Here is a 20,626-nt window from a genome sequence, read left to right as displayed (position 1 = left end):
AGTGACGAAAACTTACCCGACTGATTATTTACCACTTAGGAGAATTCATTAACATTAAGAAAAAGGTATTTATATTAAGAGTTAGTTGTGGCTTCGATGGGTCGTAGAAGGAAAAGTCGTAAAAAGGCATTACTTAGACCCAAGAAAACCCTGCCTAAGATATTCACGTGCCCACACTGCGGCGCCCCGCTGGTTAACGTGAAGCTAAACAAGAAGGAAGGTAAGGTATTAGTTAACTGCGGTAATTGCGAACTTGAGGCCGAATTTAACTACATACCCGGCCTACTCCCTGTGGATTACTTCAATAAATTCGTGGATCTCTATTACCAAGGGCAAATAAAGCCTAAGAAGGAGGTTACGGTATCACTAACCCAGTTAACGCCGAAAAATAATCCGTTACTCGACGAGGAGCAGCGAAGCACTACTGAACCATTAAGTGAGGATAATGAGGAGCTTAGTGAAGGCATTGGTACTGAGGAAACCTATAACGAGGAAGGCGAATTCACAGAAGAGCCCGATTATACTGAGGAGTGATATTTAAAATTTCGTTAAAATCAACCTATTCAATGGGAATTAAGAATTACCTAGTGAACCGCATTGCTGAGCTTGGTTCCATACACATGACACTGCTTGACCCAGATAAGGTAAGTGCCAATGAATTCAGGGAACTTGCACTGATGGTTCAGGAGTATGGCAGTGACGCACTAATGGTTGGAGGCTCCCTGGGCATATCAGAGGGGCAACTGGATGAGTATCTAAGTGCCGTTAAGGATTTGCTAAAAATACCCGTGATACTATTCCCAGGAAGCGTCGCGAATCTAAGTAAGTACGCCGACGCCGTATTCTTCCTAAGCGTACTAAACAGCGCCGATCCCTACTTCATAGTGGGTGCCCAGATACAAGCCTCAGTGCTCTTGGTAAAGAAGTTCAGGAACCTTGAACCAATATCACTGGCATACATAATAGTCGGTGATGGTGGCGCCGTCGGTTACGTAAGCCACGCGAGGCCAATACCCTATGATAGGGATGACATTGCGCTAGCCTATGCATACGCAGCTCAGCTAATGGGGTTTGACATGATATACCTTGAGGCCGGTAGTGGGGCGCGTGAGTCGGTGAGACCCAGGATGGTTTCAAGGATTAAGCAGCTAGTTAGCAAGCCATTAATTGTTGGTGGCGGTATTAAGGACCCTGAGAGGGCTGCTGAGTTAGCGTTGGCTGGTGCCGATGCCGTGGTCACAGGAACAATAATCGAGGAAAAGCCCGAGTTGATTAAGGACATAATAAGGGCCGTGCATGAAGGAGGCTCTTCAAGGAGGAGTTTAAAGAGGAACCAGGAACCTTAGTACTATCACCAATATTGAGATTGCTATTCCAAGGAATATCACGGCTTGGGGACTTATCTTTATTTTCTCAATTTCCTTAGCCTCATTGAACTTAACCAACCCAGCGGCTATGAACGGTGACATCCCTGATGTACGTCTACGCCTAGGCATCAACCACTGGGCTTAACCGGAGTTAAAAACTTTGTCCTAATGGTCCATAGTAAACAATGCGAACTACTCCACCGCGTTCAAGGGTTCGATATGGACTTCGGACTCCCTGCCCTCCGGTGGCTTAATTATTGAGTTACCACTTGGATCCTCAATGATTATCCTAAACATAAGCATACCATGAAGGGCACTCTGAACCTTAGCCTTAAACTCCTTTAGTTTACGTATACTCTCCTCATTATCCTCGTTCATGGTTTCCATCCTATCCGCCACATCAAGCATGCGCATTAATAGTCCCTCCACGGTGGTTATCATGGCCTCAGCCTCAGGCCCTGGGTCAATATCAAAACCAAGCTCCGGGCTACTGATCCTAGCCGTCCTAGACCTAAATATGTAGGTCCTATATACATCAACATTATCCTTGATTTCATAGGTGATCCTTGAGGGACCCCTTGAATCAAGATACTGAATATCAACCCTCCTATAACCACAATAATCGCATTGATTACTATACAGTATTAAACCGCCGAAGGCCGGGTCATTATATAGAACCTCTACAACGTGAAGCGTTTCCCTACCACATACTGGGCATTTCTCAATTCCTGTGTAAAGCACCTTACCATGTATACTCAGATCACTACTGCTCATTAAAGATCACGGATTCCCCTGGTATTTATTACTTATTTGCTATTATTCACCCTAGCTTAATTTATTCACATACATGGGCCATCAACCTCGAGAAACCCAGGACCACGATGAAGGACTCCCTTCTACCCCCGAATGACCTGCTTAATAATCCCACCACTGGGTCACTAGGTAAGGTACCAATTATTAGAGTAAGTCATCTTTAAAAGGGGTTGCTCCAGGTACGTATTTTAATGAGTTCGGCAACACAAAGTAGGTGGCTTGCGGCGCTTGGGATAATAGCTGCATTAATATTGGTGTTGTTCATATTGGGGTTTTGGTATGCCGTTTACACGCCCGGTGTCCTTCCAACGTGTTCAGGCCCCTTCACACTAATGGGAATACTAACCCTAATACTGGCCATTACTGGGGTATTCCTATTGACAAACTACCTGGGTAGAGGTAGCGTCAATGACTTAATGCTTATTATTTTCGTGACAGTCCTCGTAATATTCACGATCAGCGTTTACCTATTGTCGGTCTCTACGTATGCACAGATATGTTGAAGCTTTAAAACAATGACTAACCTACGCAGTACCACAATGGACTGCGTTTTCTGCAGAATAGTTAAGGGTGAGGAGCCGGCCTACGTGGTTTATGAGGACAATGATGTAATAGCCATACTGGATAAATACCCAATAAACAGGGGCCACACGCTGGTAATGCCCAAGAGGCACTATAGGGATATAACTGAGGCTCCAGGTGATGAATTATGCAGGGTGATTAACGTGACTAAGTTGATTGCTATGGCAATGATCAAGGCCCTTGGCACACCTGGTGTTAGGATTATTCAGAATAATGGTGCAGATGCTGGGCAGGTAATATTCCACATACATTTCCATGTAATACCAATGACCGGTCGCATGACTGGTAGACATTATCTAACGGAGGAGGAAGGTCGTGAGGTATCCATGGCGCTATCCAGGGCCATTAAAGAGCTCCTTAATGACGTAGGTTAACCTTTTTAATATCTCCCAATTGGATTTATTTTGGCATGGAGGTGTTTGGATTAACATTGACGCAGATTGTCAGTATAATAGGGCTCTTTGTCCTTGGTTTACTGGTGGGCATACTAATAAGGAGGTTAATAGGCGTTGCATTGATTCTGCTTGCCATAGTGATCCTAGCCATGGCCCTTGGTTACCTAAGTCCATCAACCATAGCAGCCATCCTCCACTACTCAGGCTATGCGATGGCTACCGCGTACTCAAAGGCGCAGCAATTCATGGGCGCCATACCATACTCATCACTGGCATTCATAATAGGGCTCGTTATAGGGCTCATAAAGGGCTAGCTCAATTTAAGTATGTGACCCTGAGGTTGGACCTATAGAGGAAGTCGAGGAATAGGTCAAAGGCCCTATCCAGTGCCTGGGGCTTATAGACAAGGGCCTCATTACCATTAATAAATATGAAACTAGTGCGTGGGGGTAATTCATCGGCATGCTTGTTCATTATATCCGTGAATTCATCGCTAGGTTCACGCATGATCACGATAACCCTATTCTCACGTGAGTGGTAGTCCAGTATTCTCCTACTGGGTACGATCCAGGGATAAAGCATTATCAATTCCCTACCGCCTTCACCAAACACTGTATAGACAACACCACATCTGGCAATTCTACTATAAGTGTACTGTCCATGAGGGCTTATGGTCCTCCTCATGGTCCTTGCATTGTAATCCTTCATTTCATGGAGTGCAGTCCTAAGTTCCCGGATGTCAATGGCGGGGTTAATAATGAGTTCACCGGTGCTTCCATCAAGTAGGTTATCAATTCTAATACTGGGCAAGAGTTCCCTGAAGTCAGTACCATAGATAGCCCTAAACAGCCAATTAATGGGTTTGGACCCGAAGGCAGCAGACTCAACAATAGCCAACTCAACACTTCCCAAGCCGCTTAATGCGTCCCTCACGTTGGGAGTAATTACATCACCCGACACCTCAAGAAGCCTTGGTATTAAGTACTCGGGGACAAATAGGACATCCCTACTCCTGTGCATAAGCATGCCCGCCCTTATTAACTCAGTAACCACATGGTCCCCAAACCCCATAAGCCTAAATTGAATACTAAGTACCGTCTCATCACCACCAAGTCCAAGGTACTTAGCCAGGGCATAGACAGCGTTACCAAAGCCCCTGACTCTGCTCATCGCATGATCAGCCAATAACTCGTAAAACTTCCTTACCCTGGCGTCTGCGTCCTCACCCAATGAGTTAATGAACTCCTGGGCATCATTATAAATCTCCAAATACCTATCGCCATACCTCAAACCAAAGTCCTGCATCAACGCGCTCTCATCTTCATCATCATAGTTAAGCAATTGGTACGCACCCTCCAGCACATCAGCATTGAACAGGGCATTCACATTTAATCCCCCATAGTGCATAGCCTAGGGTTTTAAATAGCGCATTGCCTCATTAATACACGTGAAGCCCCATGAGTACAAATTCGTGGAGCCGCATGAAATTGAGGAATTAATTAATGCAATGGATACGTTAAGTACGGTTAATGAGGAGCCAGTGCCAGTGTGGGAGTCAATGGGTAGGGTGCTCTCCAGGGACGTGGTAGTGCCCATGGACATACCGCCGCGTCCCAAGGCGGCCTACGATGGATATGCCGTTAGGAGCCGGGACATTTTCAAGGCACCCGCTAGGTTAAGGCTTGTGGGTTCTGTACGTATTGGTGAGGTACCAAGCATTAAGGTTGGCCCCATGGAGACTGCCTACGTAACCACCGGCGCCTACCTACCAGTTGGCGCTGACGCCGTTGTCCCTGAGGAGTTCGTTGACGTCACTGGCAATAATGAAGTCGTCATTAATAAGTCAGTCAAGCCCTGGGAAAACGTGGACCCAGCAGGCGACTTTGCCAGAAGGGGTGATGTCGTACTTAGGGAAGGTACGGTCATAATGCCCTGGGACATACCAGCACTACTGGAACTTGGTATTGGCGAAGTTTGGGTTAGGAGAAGGGTTAGGTTGTTCGTAGTTGCCACGGGCTCCGAGCTAATTGAGACCAAGGCACCGGGTGAGGTGCTGGATGCGGTAATTAACGGTAAAGTTGTGGAGAGCACGGCATCCTTTATAGGGAATTACGTGAGGATGTACATACCGTACGCCGAGGTAGTGGGCAGAACCATAGTACCTGATGATCAGGAAGCTATTAGGAACACCGTAATGAAGGCCCTGGATCTTGCCGACATCGTAATAACCACTGGCGGCACAGGACCGAGTGGCGTTGACTATGTCTATGAGGTAACGAAGTCACTAAACCCAAGAATATACATTAGGGGGTTAAGGATGAGACCCGGCAGGCCAACGGGCTTGGCAGTATCGGGTAATAATAAGGTCATTATTAACATGTCAGGGCACCCAATATCGGCCTTAAATGCCATGACTGTGGTCGTTAAGGAGGTTATCAAGAGACTCGCGGGTGTTAAGGTGGATATTGCGGAGCCAAGGGTAATGGCTAAACTAGCCAGGGGCACACTGGGTGATGAAGAGTTTGCAAGGCAGTATAGGGTTAGGGTTAGGAGGGTTGGTAATGATTACGTCATTGAGGAATTACCGAGGCAAGGTAGCTCGCTAACCCACACCCTCCTCATGATTAATGGATTGGTGTTCACGAGGAAGGGACAAATAATAAGGGAGGGCGATTACACGGAGGTACTACTCCTCAGGGAACCGTCTCGTGAGTGATTTTCAATTACGAATAATAATTCAGCCCCAACACTGAAAGTAACTTATAAATCAAGCGGATAAAATAATTATGTGAAACAAACACTACTGCAAAGCCAGGAACAGAGACATAGATGCGGAATGAGTGATATCAGGGAATTCCTAATAAGCTACGTATTAATTAACTGCAGGAGGAACATAACTAGGGACAACGAGTACAAGATAACAATGGCATGCTTCCACGCATGGCACCAAACAAGGTACGGAACCAGGGCATCACAACAATGCATAAGAACCCTCATACTCTACCTACCAGCAATAGCCCAGGAACTACAACTAAAAATAGAAAGAGAGGGAAACGCAAAATACATAATAACAAGGCAGGAATTACATTAATAACCAGCCCATGAGCGAGTGGTCCTGGGAAAGCAACGATGTCGAGTGGTCAATTGACAGATACTCAACAGGCATAGTAATTAGCCTGCTTCTCCTAGTGCTATACCTAGTAATCATAATCGTTACCATAATCACCCTTTTACCAAATGCAGAGGGTAACCAACTCATTGCATTATCAATAATCACATCAATGGTGATAACCGCACTTCTAACATTAATAATATATTCCTACACACGTATTAAATCAATAAGAAAAGCCATAACAAACCTTAGGAAGGTGGAGATTAAGGTCGACTCGATAATTCTCGACACAATCAACGGCACATACGCGGCAAAACCCAACGAAATAACCATATGCTACAAGGCCATAACAGGGAGGGATTTTAGACCATACGCATATAACGTCTTCATCAACTACCAAGGCACCACATACCAAATACCAGACTTAAAACCCGAGGACTACGGAGCACTAAGACAAGTCCTAAAAGGCCATGGAATAGACGTAAACGAATGCCAAGCACAATAGTAAGCCATATTACACATTAATAAGGCATCACAACTCCCGCGCCGCCTCCCTAACTATTGGGTCTGTAAACTCCAGATTCTCATCAATTATTGAGTACTTCTTCAACGTTGTTAATACCTGACCTCCTCCCCGCCCTGAAGGGCGAGGCTTGTCATTCTTTTTGTCATAGGCATGAGCCACGGCACCCCAAACCTCAACGCCCAACGACCCAACAAGTCTCTGGGCCTCATCAATAACAAAGACAAACCTAGAACCAACACTACCCGAAACCCTATCAAACTCCCTAAACAACTCAGTAAGTAACGGCCTATCCCTACCCCAATTAAGCAAGACCTCAAAACCATGCACCCTAACACCCCTAACACCACTTAACACCCCAATGAAACTACTAAGCAAAGCCTTATACGGCGAGTACCTCCTAAGAAAATCACTTAACGCCCTCGACAAGACCTCATACAAACCCCTCCTAGACCTAACAACCTCCCTCACATCAACAAAGACATAGGGCACACCCAACTCATTAAGCGTAGTCAACACCAACGAAGTCTTACCAGCCCCCCTCAAACCCCAACAACAATAAGCCGCGTTAAAGAATCAACAACAAATTTCGAAAGCCCACCAAACTCCTCCTCAAAATCAAACAAATCAACCCTACGCACCTTAGGTTTCGTATCAAATAACACACTTCCACACCGGAAGTAACTTCCACAGCGAAAGCATAAAACCTAACCCAACAACCCCTAAACAAACCCAACCCATAACCACAACGAAGAAAACCTTAAAAACCAACAAAACACAAAAAACAAGCCCTCCGTAGCTCAGCGGTTAGAGCGGCCAGGGACGGCGGCAACCCGCTGCGTCCCCCGTATGGCTGTAGTCAGCCCCGTGGGCGACATTAGAAAAAGGCCCACGGGTAGTCGGACACCGGCAGGCCCCGGGTTCAAATCCCGGCGGAGGGACCAAGAAGATTATTTTGCTGCATTGCGGTTGGGTTAGAAATTCTTCCAACCTTCTCACGTCCCTTTGTGGGCATTACGGTTAGGCGATTAAGTTATCATGACTAAAGCCTTTATTCTCCTTATTTTCTCGGCATCTTTTAATTCGCTCAATACATTAATTATCGCTTCCCATGTATTATACCATTTCCTAGCCATTTTTCTGGTCTTTGCTTTATAAAGTGCTAATCGTCCATCTCTCCTCAATAAAACCGTAATTACGTAGCCTATCGATAAGTTGCTTCAATTCTCTTTTGTATATATAAAGCCTAATTCTCTGTTTCTTAACGTCAATACTTCCATCACCTAACGTGAAGAAGAGTAAAAAAGTTGTAAACTCCTCATCGTCAAGACTTAACAACTCACTTAATGGCGCTATCCTTACTGATCCTCTTATGTCTTGCCCTAAGTTGCCATATTACCGTGATGCCATCATCATTTAAGTCTATGGCATATATACGTATATGAACCCACCCATCATGCACCAAAGCCCAGAGTAAAGCCTGCCATGTGTAAGCCGTAAACATCATTGGACGACCTTCATCCCTACCCTCATCACTAAGCACCCAACCCAATAACGCGGCTCTTTGCATATACTCACTAAATAGCCTTGGTACCCTAATATTAATACCCAATAATCCCTTGGGCACCAACCTTATTGTGACTTTACGCGCTTTAATTCTATTTATCGTAATCGACAAGTCGCCTGAACTAAGCACTAACCGCTTATCACCAGTAACATTAACCCCACCACTTAAAAGCCTCTCAAACAATCTATTCAGCTCCCCATAATGCACCCTAAACCACTCCTCCTTAGCTTGCTTAAACAATTGAAGCATCCTATCACCAATCCTATAGAGAATCCTCCTCACCTCTATTTCCCACCCATTATTACCATCATCAATAGCCTTCACACCACGAACCCAACCCTCTAAGTCACGAATTAACGCATCATACGGCGACTCAACAAACAACGCATCCTTAAACCTACTAACACGCCTAAGAAGCGCCTCCTTATACTCTATTTTGTGAAAGTTTTGTTGTGTTGGTGGGAGGATAAGGAGAGGAAGGAAAATGGGTTGTTTTGAGTTGTTTTGATGGGTTGTTGTTGGTTTATACTATTATGTTTCCTTGTTCGTCTACTTTTGCTATGACTTTTCTTACTGTTTTTCCGTCTGGTGTCTTGAACAACGCCATTACGAAGCCCTTCCTACCCTTAGGCTGAACCTTCCAAACCTTCGTAGGCTTAAGCTTCTTGCCCTCTATTTCGTATTCCCTCTTTGCCAGGTCTTCTAGTGTGACCATATTGGTCGTTGTTTCGTGGTTGCTTGGTTTAATATTGTAATTGGTTATTTTATGCGCTTGCCTTATTAGGGTCTTCGTTGTTTCAGTTTTGCGTAATGCGTGGTTGTTTGCGATGCGTAGCGCTTTTAAACTGGTTTCTTCCCATTGTTATTAGCCGGGTCGTCTAGCGGCCAAGGATGGCGGGCTCTGGACCCGTTGACCCCGGTTCGAATCCGGGCCCGGCTACCACCCTGCTCTCTAATTCTTTGTTAACGTGATATGGAGGGTTTTGCTTTGTCGTGTTACGGCTTATTTAGACTAATGAGTTGGTTTTGGCTAGGATTTTGAGATTGGTCTATGTAATGGAATTATCGAGGTCATTGCTGGTATTGATTCTTGATTGTGGCTTGGTTTTAGGATTACGTGGATTCCTCGTCATATGGATAATTAGCTGCGGTGTGTTATTAATGCTCTGCAAGTAGTGCGTCGCTCTTGATGTTTGTTGGGCATTATTGAATTCTCTTGATGCGGGGAGTTATGTTAATGGTGTTTATTGTTTCTAGGGCCTATATTCGCTTTAATTGCTCCTTGAATTCCCTGTAGTTTGAGGTGATTATTTTATTTGCGCAGGGGCATTCATTGCATGCTAAATGCTTTTCAACGAAGTCCCTAAGGTTTTTGTCCTCAGTGATGAAGTCTAATTTACCGCTTGTTATACCGGGGCCTTTCCTTCTTGGTACTGTAGCCAGTAAGTCGTAGGCGTAGAGTAGTGAGTTTACTATGTCAATGTCCTCACTTGGGATTTTGCTTAATAATTGGTCCATGATCTCGCTCTTCCAGCAGACTCTCCTTTTAGGCCTATGCTCTAGGGCTTCTCTCTGTATTTCTAATGATTCATCATCTTCAACTACCCTTATGTATCTTTTGCTTACCATGTCATTCAATTGATTAATGCAGTATTGTTCCATTGCGTTAACCTCAACATTGGGCCATCCATGCTTTGCCCTATCAACGTTACTTAGTAAATTGGGCAAGGCCACGTTTTTGAGTTCACGTATTATGGCACTATCAGTATAAACCACTAAAATTTTATTCTCCAGTAAATCCAGGATCTTTACTTTTGGTTTGTTTAACTTACGGTGTAGGGTTATTATGTATACTATATTAACGAGTATATTAGTGTCAACAAAAATATGAAATGTCTCAAATACCACGAATTATCCACCTACTTAAACAGGTCTGGGTAAAGCTCCTCTTCATTGGCTGTCTCTTTACTCTCAAGGATCCCTTTGAGTTTTCTAGTGGCGTCTATGTATGCGTCTAGACTCATGTTGAATGCCATCGCCTTAATGAACTCATTTCTAATACCTAACGCTTCAAGTGAATGGGCGATTATATCGCCTTCCCTTAACCTGCCATAGATGTCGATGATCCTCATTGCGTAATCCGCTAGGTCTTTCAGTCCCCTTTTCTCAAGGGCCCTGTAGGAATCTTCGAAATCCTTATTTATGTCTTTAACGTAATAACTATCGCCAGTCTTCACTATGTCATACTTGCTCATTTCAGACTCACCACCGAGTAACCTATCAATTGGTATGAATGGTCCCTTTAGGTATATCCTGAATTCCTCAGGCAACCTAGCCCTTGGTGAATCAAGGAGTTTTGTACCATCGGCATCCGTGTACAGGATAAGGAATAGTAGTTTAACAAGCACCTCTGTGCTGATACCTCTACCGTACTTCCTGATGTAGTATGCAATAACAAGCCTAACCAGGTCAATGGCTGGTTCCCGCAATAATTCCTTAACAAGACTCATAACTAATAGTTATTTCTAAGGTAAGTTTTTAACCCTGACCCCGTGACTGCCATCATTAATAAATGAAGAAGCAGGTACATTATTTTAATTGATTATGCGGCATGGGCCCTGATTAGTTAATGGGCATTAAGAACTTCGTTGGTTCAATTTGAATCCGGGCCCGGTTACTAATGTCGAGTAATTCTCGATTATCATGTTGTTGGTTTGTGTAGGGTTTTGGTTATCTCTTGGTTTATGTTCATGGAAAATAAATGTTGAGAAGTGAATAGCAGGTTTGATGAAGGATTGCGTTGTTTAGCGTAGGGTTGGATGTTAGTGTGGGTATTGGATAAGTATGAATTGTTGTTAAACATTATTTAAATGTAAAATCTAAAATATTCTAATTAATGCATGAAATAGTTAGGTATGTATTCTTATAAGAGTCATATAGGAAAATCTTTTAAATACATATATAATAGGTTAGTAGTATGGTTAGGGTTCAGTGGTCCCCTGAACACTATAAATGGCCGCCTAGGTCAGGGAGTGCCATTGCATCTCAGTTCGTTGGCTTCTTCCTGGATGCGTATGACTTGACCTTTGTTACGGCAATGACCACAATACTGGCAGCCGTGCTAATGCCCCCAACCCTGTCTAAGTCCGTCGTTGGTTACTTCCTGACATTGCTTGGTTATGCCTTCACCATGATTGCAAGACCCGTGGGTAGTGCATTATTTGGTAATTTTGCCGATAGGATTGGTAGGAGGGATACTTTAATGATTACAATACTTGGCTATGGGATAATGAGTGCCGTTACCGCGGCGATACCGACCTATGCCCAAGTTGGTTGGGCGGCCTTTTGGATATATGCCGTGATCAGGTTCATACTTGGTGTGTTCGTTGGTGGCGAGTATGCGGCTGGTCATCCATTCGCCATGGAGTTCTCGGCGCCCAGGTGGAGGGGCTTGGTCAGTGGTATTGTCCAGGGTGGTTTCTCCTGGGGCGTTGCGTTGGGTGGTTTCGTGGTTTCCGCGTTCACGGCAGTGTTCGGTATTAAGGCAATGTACGCCTATGCCTGGAGATACATATTCCTGACGGGCCTTATACCTGCCGTGGTGGCGTTCATGATTAGATACACAATGCCTGATACGCCAGTTTTTGAGGAGGCTAAGGAGAAGGGACAACTCGAGAGGGTACCGTTCTTCAGCATCTTTAAGCCTCCGGCCCTATGGACCTTCCTACAGGTACTGGTGTTCATGACAGGCCTATTCTTCAGTTCATACTCCATGTTTGATTTTGCAACGGGTATATACGCCAGGGCCGGTTTACCTGAGGGTTTGGCGAGTTTCTATTATGGCATTATGGGTGTCTTTGCTGCCATAGCAGCGACGTTATGGGGGCTCGCCAGTGACTTCATTGGGAGGAAGAATGCGTTAGTGATAGCGGCGATAGTCTCGGCCGTACTGGCAGTGCCCGCGTACTACGTCGTGTACTACAGTGCGGTTGTTAGGAGTGTGCCGTTACTCGTCCTCGGTGCATTCCTAATGGGTTGGTTGTCGCAGTGGTCCTGGGGCCTAGTCCCCGTCTACTTGTCGGAGCGCTTTGCAACGCAGAGGAGAGGTTCCGGTGTTGGTTTTGGGTATAGTTCGGGTATTTTCATCAGTGCCTGGATGCCGCTGTACTCAATACCGCTCTACGGCGTATTCAAGCCTATTGAGGATGGTAATATATGGTTCACGGCGGCCTTCTGGTTAATACTGGCTGGCGTTGTTTATGGTATAGCCGCGGCAATAGGCCCTGAGACCATAGGTATTGACCTAAGGATCGTTAAAGAGAAGTGATTTTCCTCCCAAATGCTTAAAATTTTTTAATTATTATTTTGCATTCCCATACTTTAGGCCTATTGTGAATGCCCTTAGGTTCTTATCGATATCTCTTCTAAGGTTCATCTTTATTGATTCTTCAATTACACCCTGGGGTATGTATTGGTTTAGTCTCAGTATTGAGTATAGTGCACCCAGTATTATCGTGTTCTCATAAATTATATTCCCCAGTTTGGCGGCATCACTGTACGCATCCACCACGTAGAGCTTCCTAATGTTCTTCCTTAGTAGGTTCTCTAGTTCGTTAATGCTTGGTATTTTCTGCTTGATCATCGGCGGCCTTATTAGTCTCCTGTTAACTATAAACACAGTGTCCTCGTTAGCATAGTCAACGGCCCTAAATGCCTCAATTATCTCAAAGGCAACAATAACGTCTGCGCCGCCCCTGGGTATCAACGGTGCATCTATGTCGCCGATCCTAACATGAACATCCACAGAACCGCCCCTCTGGCTTAGCCCATGGGTCTCGGCAACCAATGCCTTGTAACCAGCCCTTATGGCCGCGTCGCCGAGTACCGTGGCGAAGGTTACCAATCCCTGACCACCGACCCCCGTCAGGTATATGTTCAGTCTCATGGAGATCACCCTACATCTCGGCCCATTTACCTAACCATTCCTTGACGTTTCCCTCGGGTTTAATGGCGTTGTATGGACATACCTGGGCGCAGACGGAGCAACCGACGCACATGTTGGGGTCTATCCAAGCCTTCCTATTCTCAAGGGGTACTATTGCTGGGCATGCAATTAAGTTGTAGCATATTCCGCAGGCTCTACAGGCATTTGCGTCTACATAGTAACGCGCGACGTGGCCCCTATTTAATCTAGTTGCCTCCAGTGCGCAGCCCCTCCTCATTATAATAACGGCAACACCGCCACCCTTAACCACACTCATGGCCTCAGTAATAGTGTCCTGGGCCTTCTTCGTGTCAAAGGGGTCTATTGTCCTTACGTAGTCAACACCGACCGCCTTGGCTATGTTCTCAATACTTATCATGCTCGTTGGGTTGGGCTGCCCACCAGTCATTGCCGTGACCCTGTTATCAAGTATGAGGATCAGCATTGGTGTTTTGTTGTATACCGCATTAACCAGTGCCGGTAGACCCGTGTGGAAGAAGGTGGAGTCCCCAATTATTGGGATTACTAGGGTCTTGCCGTTTGTGCCGTGGTAAATACCCATGCCTAGGCCCAGGGAACTGCCCATGTTTGTTAGTAGGTCCTGCTCATTGAATGGATTATTAATGCCCAGACTGTAGCACCCAATGTCTCCGCTGAATACTGGCCTGGCGCCGGACCTTGCTGTGCTGACCTTTAGTTCGTAGAATGAGGCTGCGTGTGGGCATCCTGGGCAGAAGACGGGCGGTCTCTGGGGTGGAGAGTAATCAATGCTAATGGTTTTTATTGATGTGAGCGGGTTTACAATACCGAGGGCCTTTGTTAATCCATCCATTACGGAATTAATGGTTAACTCACCGACCCTGTTGAATAAATTCTCCATTTTACCCATGATCGGCACCCTAATGTCCTCATCATAAAGCAGGGCCTTCAATTGTTGCTCCAGTACTGGATCTCCCTCCTCAATAACTATTACCTTATCTGCCCTGGTTACTGCATCAGTAATGACCTTCCTAGGTAGCGGAACCGGTGTTACCACATTTAAAATACTTGCCTTAACACCGTAATTCTTAACGGCCTCCAATGCGTAGGTGAAGGCCACGCCACTCGTTATTATGAGGTTTTTATTGCCATCAATATACACATGCGGTGCATCCTCAACATCCTCCTCAATGGTGCTCCACCTCCTCAGTAATTCGCCCTTGAGTGTACGCGCATTCGCTGGAACTAATGCATGTCTCCTTGGTTCCTTGACATAACCCTCGGAGTACCTAGGCTTCTCTGGCGAGCATACGGTGACAGGCCCCCTGACATGCGATACCCTAGTCACTGTCCTCATCATTACCGGATGTCCATGTCTCTCACTGAATTCCAGGGCTAGTTTTACAAGATCCTTGGCATTCTGCGGATCATAGGGCTCAAAGACAGGGATATATGCATGGAGCCCAACCCACCTGTTGTCTTGTTCATTCTGACTTGACCACATGCCTGGATCATCAGCCGTGATTATGACGAAGCCGCCCTTGACGCCCGTGTAAGCACTTGACATTAGTGGGTCCATGGCTACATTAAGCCCCACATGCTTCATGGTTACTATGGATCTGGCACCAGCTAGGGCTGCGCCGTAGGCCACCTCGTAGGCCACCTTCTCATTACTGCTCCACTCTGCGTAGACGCCGAATTCCCTACCATTATCGAGGAGGTACTCAATTATTTCACTTGATGGTGTGCCTGGGTAACCGGCAGCTACCGCTATGCCTGCCTCCATGGCACCGTGGGCAATTGCGTGATTACCAAGCATAAGCCTAATTATGCAGTTGCTCATCGATGGTACTTAGGTATATGTAATTTAAAGCCTTTCTCTTAGAACTTAATAATTTAGCTAGTAATATATTTACTGATTATGAGTATATATTATATATACTCATATATTTCAGCCTAGAATGATCTCATCACAGATCTGTATGTCTAGGGTTCATCACAAGTGCTTTACTGGTAATACTAGTTTATATATTTAGGGCATACAAGCAAAACTGCGCGTTTCTAGGTATTACAGGTGAAAGTCCCGATGCTGTTTATAGTGCGATAATGAAGGGTTCATAAGTTTGCGTTCTCTAGTGTGTTCTTGGAAAGAGCCTTAGCGAATGAAGTTGCAGGGAAATACAGAATAGAGATTGAGTTTGTTAATGAGAAGCTCATGTCAATAACACGTTAATATGTAGAATAAGCATTGGATATAGGAGAATAGCAAGAGAATTACTAAATGTTATAGATACCATTACTACTAAGGTATTTAATGCAGTTATCGTAGGGCATTCAACGCACTCCCGAAAATCAGGTCCATAACCCCGGGTTCCACGCCATACGGGATGGTGTAAAGCACCCAAGGTCAGGCGTGGGGCTGAACCGAGTTCTTGTTAGAAATGCAGCCCCAAACCACCCAATCCTGAAAGGAAGCCATTACCCCTAAGGATCAGGAGGATAGTTAGACCAGTTATTTTAATTGCTTGTTTAATATTGCTTGGTTCAATAGTCGTTATCGTGAATAGCATGAGGAGGAATTTAGTAATACTCCTAGTAATGTTAGCGGCTACGGTACCAATAATAGTACTCGCTACTTCGTACAATGTTTCACCTAACGTCAATGCCCCGACCACAGTAAACCAACCGTATTATGCAATACTTGAGTACATTGACTACATAAACACAACTAAGGCGTTAACACTGGCCCCGTCTCAATCGATAAACATACAGGCACCACTACCTCCTGGGCAGAATTATGTACTTAAGTACATGGAGGTTAGCATAAATCCGCCGTCTCCAGCAATTGCAATTAGCGGTAGTAATGTTATGTTTAGCAAGAATGAGATTGGCGCAATAGCCAGTGCATACACGACCAGCGATAGCCTGACAATAACCAATGCAGGTAATCAGCCATTGAATGAGACGGTAACTATAACATATGCTTTCGTGGAGGAGGTCTACCTGCCGCTAAATACCTCGTCAACGGTGACGCTGAACATAACAATACCAGACTCATCCATTCAATACGTAACACAGCAAGTGGTTGAACTCTCAATACCGAACTACATGCCCTTTGAGATAGCCAGCGTTGCCCTACCCAATGGCACAACACTATCACAACTAGTCTCTGCATGGAGCCCATTGGCTAATTATGTAAAGATTGAGCCTAAGTACGTAGAGTTAACGGCAAATGAGTTACCGCCTGGCCAGTACCAAATAACGATTAACTACGGTAGTGGGTATGCAATGCCAAGTGCAATGCTAATCAAGGGTACGGAGTTCCTCAACTACACAGTCAACCCAGGACAAACACTGGAGATAACTGGCTCAGAGTTTGGTGTCCCGCCTGGCTGGAACTTACTGGGCTACATAGTTGCGGTTTACACAGTACAGCCATTAGTTGTTGGGCAACAGCCAGGGCACTTTGAGGTGATTGCCAACAGGGTCTCGCCGGCATATCTATATAGCGACTTGATCCAGGTCAGCGGCATTAGTTACCTGCTGCCTCCATTCATAAGGTTTGCGCCGATGATAGGCATATACGTGGTGTACGATAGGTACTTCGAAATTGTTGATAACCTAAATGTGCCTCTGGTCGTGACTTTCATGCCAATAATATACAAACCAGTGGGTCAGTGGGTTAATGGCAATCTAGAGGCCACCGTCAGTAGTTCGGATGTCTCCAGCGGTCTGTGGACGGCATTGGTCGTTCAACTACCCGAAATAGCCAAAATATACAAGATAGTTACGCCAAGCGGCACAGTATACACGGGCTTAGTGAATTCTGAGATACCCTGGGGCTCCGCGGAGAGGCTGGTTTCAATAAGCCCAGATGGTTCCCAGGCTTATATAGCTGTTTCAACACTTGGCGTTAGCGAGACTGGTACGTACATGGTATACGTCAACTGGACACCGATAACGATGCACTTCACGAACACGCAAAACGCCCCGATAAGCGGCGTTAAGGTCCAGGCCTATGTAAATGGTTCCCTAGTGGCAAGTAGTGTTAGTGACGCTAATGGCAATGCTTACATAAACATTGAGGAGCCCATCCCGTTCACGGCAACCGTGAGCTATGACGGAGTTCCCATATACTACGTTAACGTAAACTCACTGATTAACCAACCAATTGGCGTGACTATTGGCCTATACAACGTAACGGTGCTATTCGTGGGCTCCAGGAACCAGGCAATATCCAACGCAGGGATATCGCTATATAGGGTTAACACCGGACCTACATTTAATGGGACTACGGGTAGCACTGGCACCGCTGCCTTCACAAACGTGTTGGGAGGCACATACCTAGTGACTGCCCAGTACCATGGGCTGAAGTACAGTGAGTTGGTGACGATTAATGGTAATGACGTAATAACGATAAAGTCAGACATACTAGCTATAATAGATGGATTCCCGATAACCACAATGGAGGCGCTAATAGGCACACTTGGGCTGGGTAGTGCGGTTGCAATAGTCTCTGCCTTCGTTGGTGGGGGCAGGGGTAGGAAGGGTAAGGATTACGAGGTAACAACAATATAATAGAATGAAATTATTAAAATTAAAATTTACTTGAAATTTCTTTCATACTCAATCCTTAATTCCCTAGCTAACTCCAGTACTCTTTTTAATAATTCGTGCTTAACATCGAAAAGCTCGTGCATCGTGATCAACCATTTATACCTCCTGTTAAAACTGGAGTACTCCCTTTTTGACTTCTCCCTGTGTGACGACCGGATCCTCCTGAGCAGTGCCTCACCCCATGAAATCATTCTCTGGTCCTCATCCTCCAACCTCCTGGCTATTAACGGCCTTATCGCCCTGAATTGCTCATCATTAAGTTCAATGATTGCGTATGCGAGTTCACCCTTGAATCCCCGTTCAATCATATCAATTAACTCCTCCTTAGCAATCACCAGTCTCTCCTCGATTTTCTGCCTTGGTTGCCAGGAAATGAATACGTCAGGTAATATTGAAAACCCCAAGTCCCTCAGGTGCTTGCTAACTAAGTCCTTAACCTCGTCATTGTCTGTGTGTATTAATACTAGGGTGAATTGTCTCATGGGTCCTTCATGTATGTCCTTAGCGTATTAATAATTAATTCCTTAATGGTAGAGTCCTCGATGTTATTGCCAAGGAAGACCCTGATTGATATTAATTCCCTGCGTGAGCCATCATCATAACCCACAAACTCCCATTCCAAGTTGTTAATGGTTTCCCTCCTATAAATTAATTGAACGTCACCAACCCTAATCGATTGATCCACCGGGGAATCCCATGGAGCAACCACGTCTATGCTGAGCACGCTCTCATTATTGTCGTGACTTATTAACCTGGCAAGCGATCTATTTCCACATAGGTATTCCCTCACGTTGTTCCTACTTACTATATTAACCTCGCTGCACTGCATTATTGTCCAGGTTGCTACGTCGCCCTTTAAATGCCTTAGCCTCCGGGAAGGGTTTATATACTAGGTAATACTTGAAATACATGATTAATATGTCTACCAGTGGTGAAGAAAACAATGAAAGAAAGACAGTGACAATTAGGGGATTAAGCACAGACATTTATGACAGAGTAAGCAGACTAGCGAAGGAAACAGGGGCAACGGTAGGCGAGGTAGTCAATGATGCCCTCAAGAGGTATATAGCAACCCTTGAGAACATATCGAGGACTATTGACAATATGATTAGGTCAGGCGACGTAGTGATGATAAGCGGTGTCTCCTCATTAACAGTAACGAAGGTCGACTTGGAATCCCTGGATAAACCCGTGGTTTTTAAGGACATGGACGAGTTGATATTCACCGATGACGTTACCAATGAGCTCATAAAGAGCAAGGTGGCCAAGATAGTTAACGTAAATACGGTTTATGTACCGAAGTCAGTATCGACACTACTAATAGCTTCCAAGAGCGAACTTGTTAAGAAGATAGTGCCCAGGCAGTGATTAATTTAATTAAGAGGTACCCTGGTTAAAACCACCGTGAGGGTCCTTGTTATTGGCATTGGTTCGATGGGGCTCAACCACATAAAGGTATTGTCGCAATTGAAGAAGGAGAACCTGGTAACCAATGTATATGCAGTGGACATCGACAGGCAAAGGCTCGAGATCGCCAAGAACCAAGGCGCAGACCTGGTATTCACCGACGTGCATGATGCCCTCCCCTACAAGCCAGACCTTGGTATAATAGCGACACCGACAAGGCTTCACTACGGTATAGCCAGCGAACTCATAAATCACATGGACCTATTAATAGAGAAGCCGATTACTGAAAGGCTCAGTGAAGCAATGGACCTATACCGTAAATCCCAGGCCCTTGGTAGAAAAGTGCTTGTGGGCCACATAGAGAGGTTCAACCCGGCATACAGGGCGTTAATTAATGAATTAAGTAATGAGAGGCCCATACACGTGGAGACAATAAGGGTAGGGCCCCTAAGAGGTAACCCGCAGTCTTACGGTAACGTGCTCCTTGATCTAGGCATTCATGATATAGACCTAGTACTTAGCATGGTCTATAGTGATGAGGTTAAAATAATTGGCAGGCTCCTCAGGGGAAACCCTGTGAGTACAGCATGGGCATTACTTGACATTGATGAGACCATGTATGTACTGCATGCATCCTGGGATTACGAAGTAAGGATTAGGAGAATGATCCTTACCCTAAGGAATAGACATTACGAAGTGGATCTACTAAATAAGTCCTTGATCCGCGATGGGTCAAGGCACATGATAGAGGGCATGGACCAATTAAGGCAGGAATTAACCCATGCGTTAAACGTCATAAGAGGCATTGAGGAACCCGTCATAGATATTATAAATGCAATTAGGACGCTGGCCATAGTAGAAGGAATAATCTCAAATAAATCAGTTATAAACCTGGGCGAATTGCTAAGTTGAGAAGTCTGTTATTGACTTAATCCTGATGATGTTCCTAACCGCCATTTCCTCAGCCCATTTAGGTAGTTTAAGTGTTCTGACGACGTCATTAACTAAGTCCTCGGCGCTATCACAATCACCCAAGCCCTGATCCCTACAAATCCTAACTAGATACCTGCATCTAGCCTCAAATAATTCTTTATCCATGTCGATCCTTTTACAATCATGGTCATATGTCCATCCTCGCCTAAAGTCCCTTAAGTGAAGAAACAAATGTGCGGCAACCCTACCCAGATCCATGGGTCCGGATGTTACGTACATACCCTCATTAACCGCATAACAACTATTACGTCCCATGTAGATATTTGTCATCAAATAACCACATTATA

At 45.1% G+C, this 20,626-nt stretch carries 27 protein-coding genes and 2 tRNA genes; 14 read left to right on the top strand and 15 right to left on the bottom strand.

From position 1 onward, the window contains the following. Window positions 1–96 precede the first annotated feature (96 nt). Together Vsou_RS06410 and Vsou_RS06405 are read left to right on the top strand one after the other, a co-directional pair. Window positions 97–534: a hypothetical protein gene (locus Vsou_RS06410; RefSeq protein ID WP_188602183.1), complete on the top strand. Its 438-nt coding sequence runs from the start codon at window positions 97–99 to the stop codon at window positions 532–534. Between the two features lie 32 nt (window positions 535–566). After that, a complete protein-coding gene (locus Vsou_RS06405) occupies window positions 567–1,346 on the top strand; it encodes a phosphoglycerol geranylgeranyltransferase (RefSeq protein ID WP_188602184.1) in 780 nt (259 codons plus the stop codon). Here the strand turns inward: Vsou_RS06405 and Vsou_RS06400 are convergent. Continuing rightward, on the bottom strand, window positions 1,323–1,496 hold the full coding sequence (locus tag Vsou_RS06400; protein ID WP_188602185.1) for a preprotein translocase subunit Sec61beta: 174 nt from the start codon (window positions 1,494–1,496) through the stop codon (window positions 1,323–1,325). The two genes, Vsou_RS06405 and Vsou_RS06400, sit on opposite strands and share 24 nt — an antisense overlap. A 63-nt stretch (window positions 1,497–1,559) precedes the next feature. After that, the gene (locus Vsou_RS06395; RefSeq protein WP_054843059.1) at window positions 1,560–2,141 is read right to left on the bottom strand and encodes a ZPR1 zinc finger domain-containing protein; all 582 of its coding nucleotides are present in this window, start codon (window positions 2,139–2,141) and stop codon (window positions 1,560–1,562) included. A gap of 230 nt (window positions 2,142–2,371) precedes the next feature. On the opposite strand from Vsou_RS06395, the gene Vsou_RS06390 reads away from it, so the two are divergent. The 3 genes from Vsou_RS06390 to Vsou_RS06380 are packed head-to-tail and all read left to right on the top strand — an operon-like array spanning window position 2,372 to window position 3,471. After that, window positions 2,372–2,683 carry a hypothetical protein gene (locus Vsou_RS06390; protein WP_188602186.1) on the top strand — a complete coding sequence of 104 codons (312 nt, stop codon included), beginning with the start codon at window positions 2,372–2,374 and terminating at the stop codon, window positions 2,681–2,683. 36 nt (window positions 2,684–2,719) lie between these two features. After that, on the top strand, window positions 2,720–3,136 hold the full coding sequence (locus Vsou_RS06385) for an HIT family protein (RefSeq protein WP_188602187.1): 417 nt from the start codon (window positions 2,720–2,722) through the stop codon (window positions 3,134–3,136). Between the two features lie 35 nt (window positions 3,137–3,171). Next, on the top strand, window positions 3,172–3,471 hold the full coding sequence (locus Vsou_RS06380; RefSeq protein WP_188602188.1) for a hypothetical protein: 300 nt from the start codon (window positions 3,172–3,174) through the stop codon (window positions 3,469–3,471). A 1-nt stretch (window position 3,472) separates the two neighbouring features. Here Vsou_RS06380 and Vsou_RS06375 read toward each other — a convergent pair whose 3' ends face one another. Further along, window positions 3,473–4,543: a hypothetical protein gene (locus Vsou_RS06375; RefSeq protein WP_229709641.1), complete on the bottom strand. Its 1,071-nt coding sequence runs from the start codon at window positions 4,541–4,543 to the stop codon at window positions 3,473–3,475. A gap of 61 nt (window positions 4,544–4,604) precedes the next feature. Here Vsou_RS06375 and Vsou_RS06370 point away from each other — a divergent pair, with 61 nt between their 5' ends. The 3 genes from Vsou_RS06370 (at window position 4,605) to Vsou_RS06360 (ending at window position 6,774) form a co-directional block, all read left to right on the top strand. Continuing rightward, window positions 4,605–5,873 (top strand): molybdopterin molybdotransferase MoeA, encoded by a 1,269-nt coding sequence (locus Vsou_RS06370; RefSeq protein WP_188602190.1) that lies wholly within the window; start codon window positions 4,605–4,607, stop codon window positions 5,871–5,873. A gap of 72 nt (window positions 5,874–5,945) precedes the next feature. Further along, window positions 5,946–6,248 carry a hypothetical protein gene (locus tag Vsou_RS06365; protein WP_054843065.1) on the top strand — a complete coding sequence of 101 codons (303 nt, stop codon included), beginning with the start codon at window positions 5,946–5,948 and terminating at the stop codon, window positions 6,246–6,248. A gap of 10 nt (window positions 6,249–6,258) precedes the next feature. Continuing rightward, on the top strand, window positions 6,259–6,774 hold the full coding sequence (locus Vsou_RS06360) for a hypothetical protein (protein ID WP_054843066.1): 516 nt from the start codon (window positions 6,259–6,261) through the stop codon (window positions 6,772–6,774). Between the two features lie 27 nt (window positions 6,775–6,801). On the opposite strand, the gene Vsou_RS06355 is transcribed toward Vsou_RS06360, so the two are convergent. Both Vsou_RS06355 and Vsou_RS06350 read right to left on the bottom strand, forming a co-directional pair. Then, window positions 6,802–7,338, bottom strand: a complete 537-nt coding sequence (locus Vsou_RS06355) for an ATP-binding protein (RefSeq protein ID WP_264890800.1) — start codon at window positions 7,336–7,338, stop codon at window positions 6,802–6,804. Beyond that, complete coding sequence (locus Vsou_RS06350; protein WP_264890799.1) at window positions 7,335–7,457, bottom strand: hypothetical protein; 123 nt, start codon at window positions 7,455–7,457, stop codon at window positions 7,335–7,337. Before Vsou_RS06350 ends, Vsou_RS06355 begins: the two co-directional genes overlap by 4 nt. Window positions 7,458–7,581: 124 nt before the next feature. On the opposite strand from Vsou_RS06350, the gene Vsou_RS06345 reads away from it, so the two are divergent. Next, window positions 7,582–7,736, top strand: a tRNA-Tyr gene (locus Vsou_RS06345). 84 nt (window positions 7,737–7,820) lie between these two features. On the opposite strand, the gene Vsou_RS06340 is transcribed toward Vsou_RS06345, so the two are convergent. The 3 genes from Vsou_RS06340 to Vsou_RS06330 all read right to left on the bottom strand — a co-directional run bounded on the left by Vsou_RS06340 (window position 7,821) and on the right by Vsou_RS06330 (window position 9,074). Continuing rightward, window positions 7,821–7,976 (bottom strand): hypothetical protein, encoded by a 156-nt coding sequence (locus Vsou_RS06340; RefSeq protein ID WP_264890798.1) that lies wholly within the window; start codon window positions 7,974–7,976, stop codon window positions 7,821–7,823. A 155-nt stretch (window positions 7,977–8,131) separates the two neighbouring features. Further along, complete coding sequence (locus tag Vsou_RS06335; protein ID WP_188602192.1) at window positions 8,132–8,743, bottom strand: hypothetical protein; 612 nt, start codon at window positions 8,741–8,743, stop codon at window positions 8,132–8,134. A gap of 139 nt (window positions 8,744–8,882) precedes the next feature. Then, window positions 8,883–9,074: a chromatin protein Cren7 gene (locus Vsou_RS06330; protein WP_013335897.1), complete on the bottom strand. Its 192-nt coding sequence runs from the start codon at window positions 9,072–9,074 to the stop codon at window positions 8,883–8,885. Window positions 9,075–9,226: 152 nt separating this feature from the next. Here Vsou_RS06330 and Vsou_RS06325 point away from each other — a divergent pair. Further along, window positions 9,227–9,302: transfer RNA gene (locus Vsou_RS06325), tRNA-Gln, on the top strand. A 317-nt stretch (window positions 9,303–9,619) separates the two neighbouring features. Here Vsou_RS06325 and Vsou_RS06320 read toward each other — a convergent pair. Continuing rightward, on the bottom strand, window positions 9,620–10,267 hold the full coding sequence (locus Vsou_RS06320; protein ID WP_188602193.1) for a hypothetical protein: 648 nt from the start codon (window positions 10,265–10,267) through the stop codon (window positions 9,620–9,622). 11 nt (window positions 10,268–10,278) lie between these two features. After that, window positions 10,279–10,869 (bottom strand): hypothetical protein, encoded by a 591-nt coding sequence (locus Vsou_RS06315; protein WP_188602194.1) that lies wholly within the window; start codon window positions 10,867–10,869, stop codon window positions 10,279–10,281. A 467-nt stretch (window positions 10,870–11,336) separates the two neighbouring features. Between Vsou_RS06315 and Vsou_RS06310 the strand changes: the two genes are divergently transcribed. Then, window positions 11,337–12,686, top strand: a complete 1,350-nt coding sequence (locus tag Vsou_RS06310; protein WP_188602195.1) for an MFS transporter — start codon at window positions 11,337–11,339, stop codon at window positions 12,684–12,686. A 33-nt stretch (window positions 12,687–12,719) separates the two neighbouring features. On the opposite strand, the gene Vsou_RS06305 is transcribed toward Vsou_RS06310, so the two are convergent. Together Vsou_RS06305 and iorA are read right to left on the bottom strand one after the other, a co-directional pair. Next, window positions 12,720–13,304, bottom strand: a complete 585-nt coding sequence (locus Vsou_RS06305; RefSeq protein WP_188602196.1) for an indolepyruvate oxidoreductase subunit beta — start codon at window positions 13,302–13,304, stop codon at window positions 12,720–12,722. A 10-nt stretch (window positions 13,305–13,314) separates the two neighbouring features. Then, the gene (iorA, locus tag Vsou_RS06300) at window positions 13,315–15,165 is read right to left on the bottom strand and encodes an indolepyruvate ferredoxin oxidoreductase subunit alpha (RefSeq protein ID WP_188602197.1); all 1,851 of its coding nucleotides are present in this window, start codon (window positions 15,163–15,165) and stop codon (window positions 13,315–13,317) included. A gap of 725 nt (window positions 15,166–15,890) precedes the next feature. Here iorA and Vsou_RS06295 point away from each other — a divergent pair. Then, window positions 15,891–17,900, top strand: coding sequence for a carboxypeptidase-like regulatory domain-containing protein (locus Vsou_RS06295; RefSeq protein ID WP_188602607.1), 2,010 nt, complete (start codon window positions 15,891–15,893; stop codon window positions 17,898–17,900). Window positions 17,901–17,926: 26 nt separating this feature from the next. Here Vsou_RS06295 and Vsou_RS06290 read toward each other — a convergent pair whose 3' ends face one another. Both Vsou_RS06290 and Vsou_RS06285 read right to left on the bottom strand, forming a co-directional pair. Continuing rightward, window positions 17,927–18,421 carry a hypothetical protein gene (locus Vsou_RS06290; protein WP_188602198.1) on the bottom strand — a complete coding sequence of 165 codons (495 nt, stop codon included), beginning with the start codon at window positions 18,419–18,421 and terminating at the stop codon, window positions 17,927–17,929. After that, window positions 18,418–18,768, bottom strand: coding sequence for a hypothetical protein (locus tag Vsou_RS06285; RefSeq protein ID WP_054843076.1), 351 nt, complete (start codon window positions 18,766–18,768; stop codon window positions 18,418–18,420). The genes Vsou_RS06290 and Vsou_RS06285 overlap by 4 nt, the downstream gene beginning before the upstream one ends. A gap of 89 nt (window positions 18,769–18,857) precedes the next feature. On the opposite strand from Vsou_RS06285, the gene Vsou_RS06280 reads away from it, so the two are divergent. Next, window positions 18,858–19,307, top strand: a complete 450-nt coding sequence (locus tag Vsou_RS06280; RefSeq protein ID WP_264890797.1) for a ribbon-helix-helix domain-containing protein — start codon at window positions 18,858–18,860, stop codon at window positions 19,305–19,307. 36 nt (window positions 19,308–19,343) lie between these two features. Beyond that, window positions 19,344–20,258, top strand: a complete 915-nt coding sequence (locus tag Vsou_RS06275) for a Gfo/Idh/MocA family protein (protein WP_188602200.1) — start codon at window positions 19,344–19,346, stop codon at window positions 20,256–20,258. Here Vsou_RS06275 and Vsou_RS06270 read toward each other — a convergent pair. Further along, complete coding sequence (locus Vsou_RS06270; RefSeq protein WP_054843077.1) at window positions 20,250–20,609, bottom strand: hypothetical protein; 360 nt, start codon at window positions 20,607–20,609, stop codon at window positions 20,250–20,252. The two genes, Vsou_RS06275 and Vsou_RS06270, sit on opposite strands and share 9 nt — an antisense overlap. Between the last annotated feature and the right edge of the window lie 17 nt (window positions 20,610–20,626).

It is taken from the genome of Vulcanisaeta souniana JCM 11219, from assembly GCF_026000775.1.
Classification (GTDB): Archaea; Thermoproteota; Thermoprotei; order Thermoproteales; family Thermocladiaceae; genus Vulcanisaeta; species Vulcanisaeta souniana.
The sequence above is the reverse complement of the archived record's forward strand: the minus strand, read 5'-3'. Positions and strand labels throughout refer to the sequence as shown.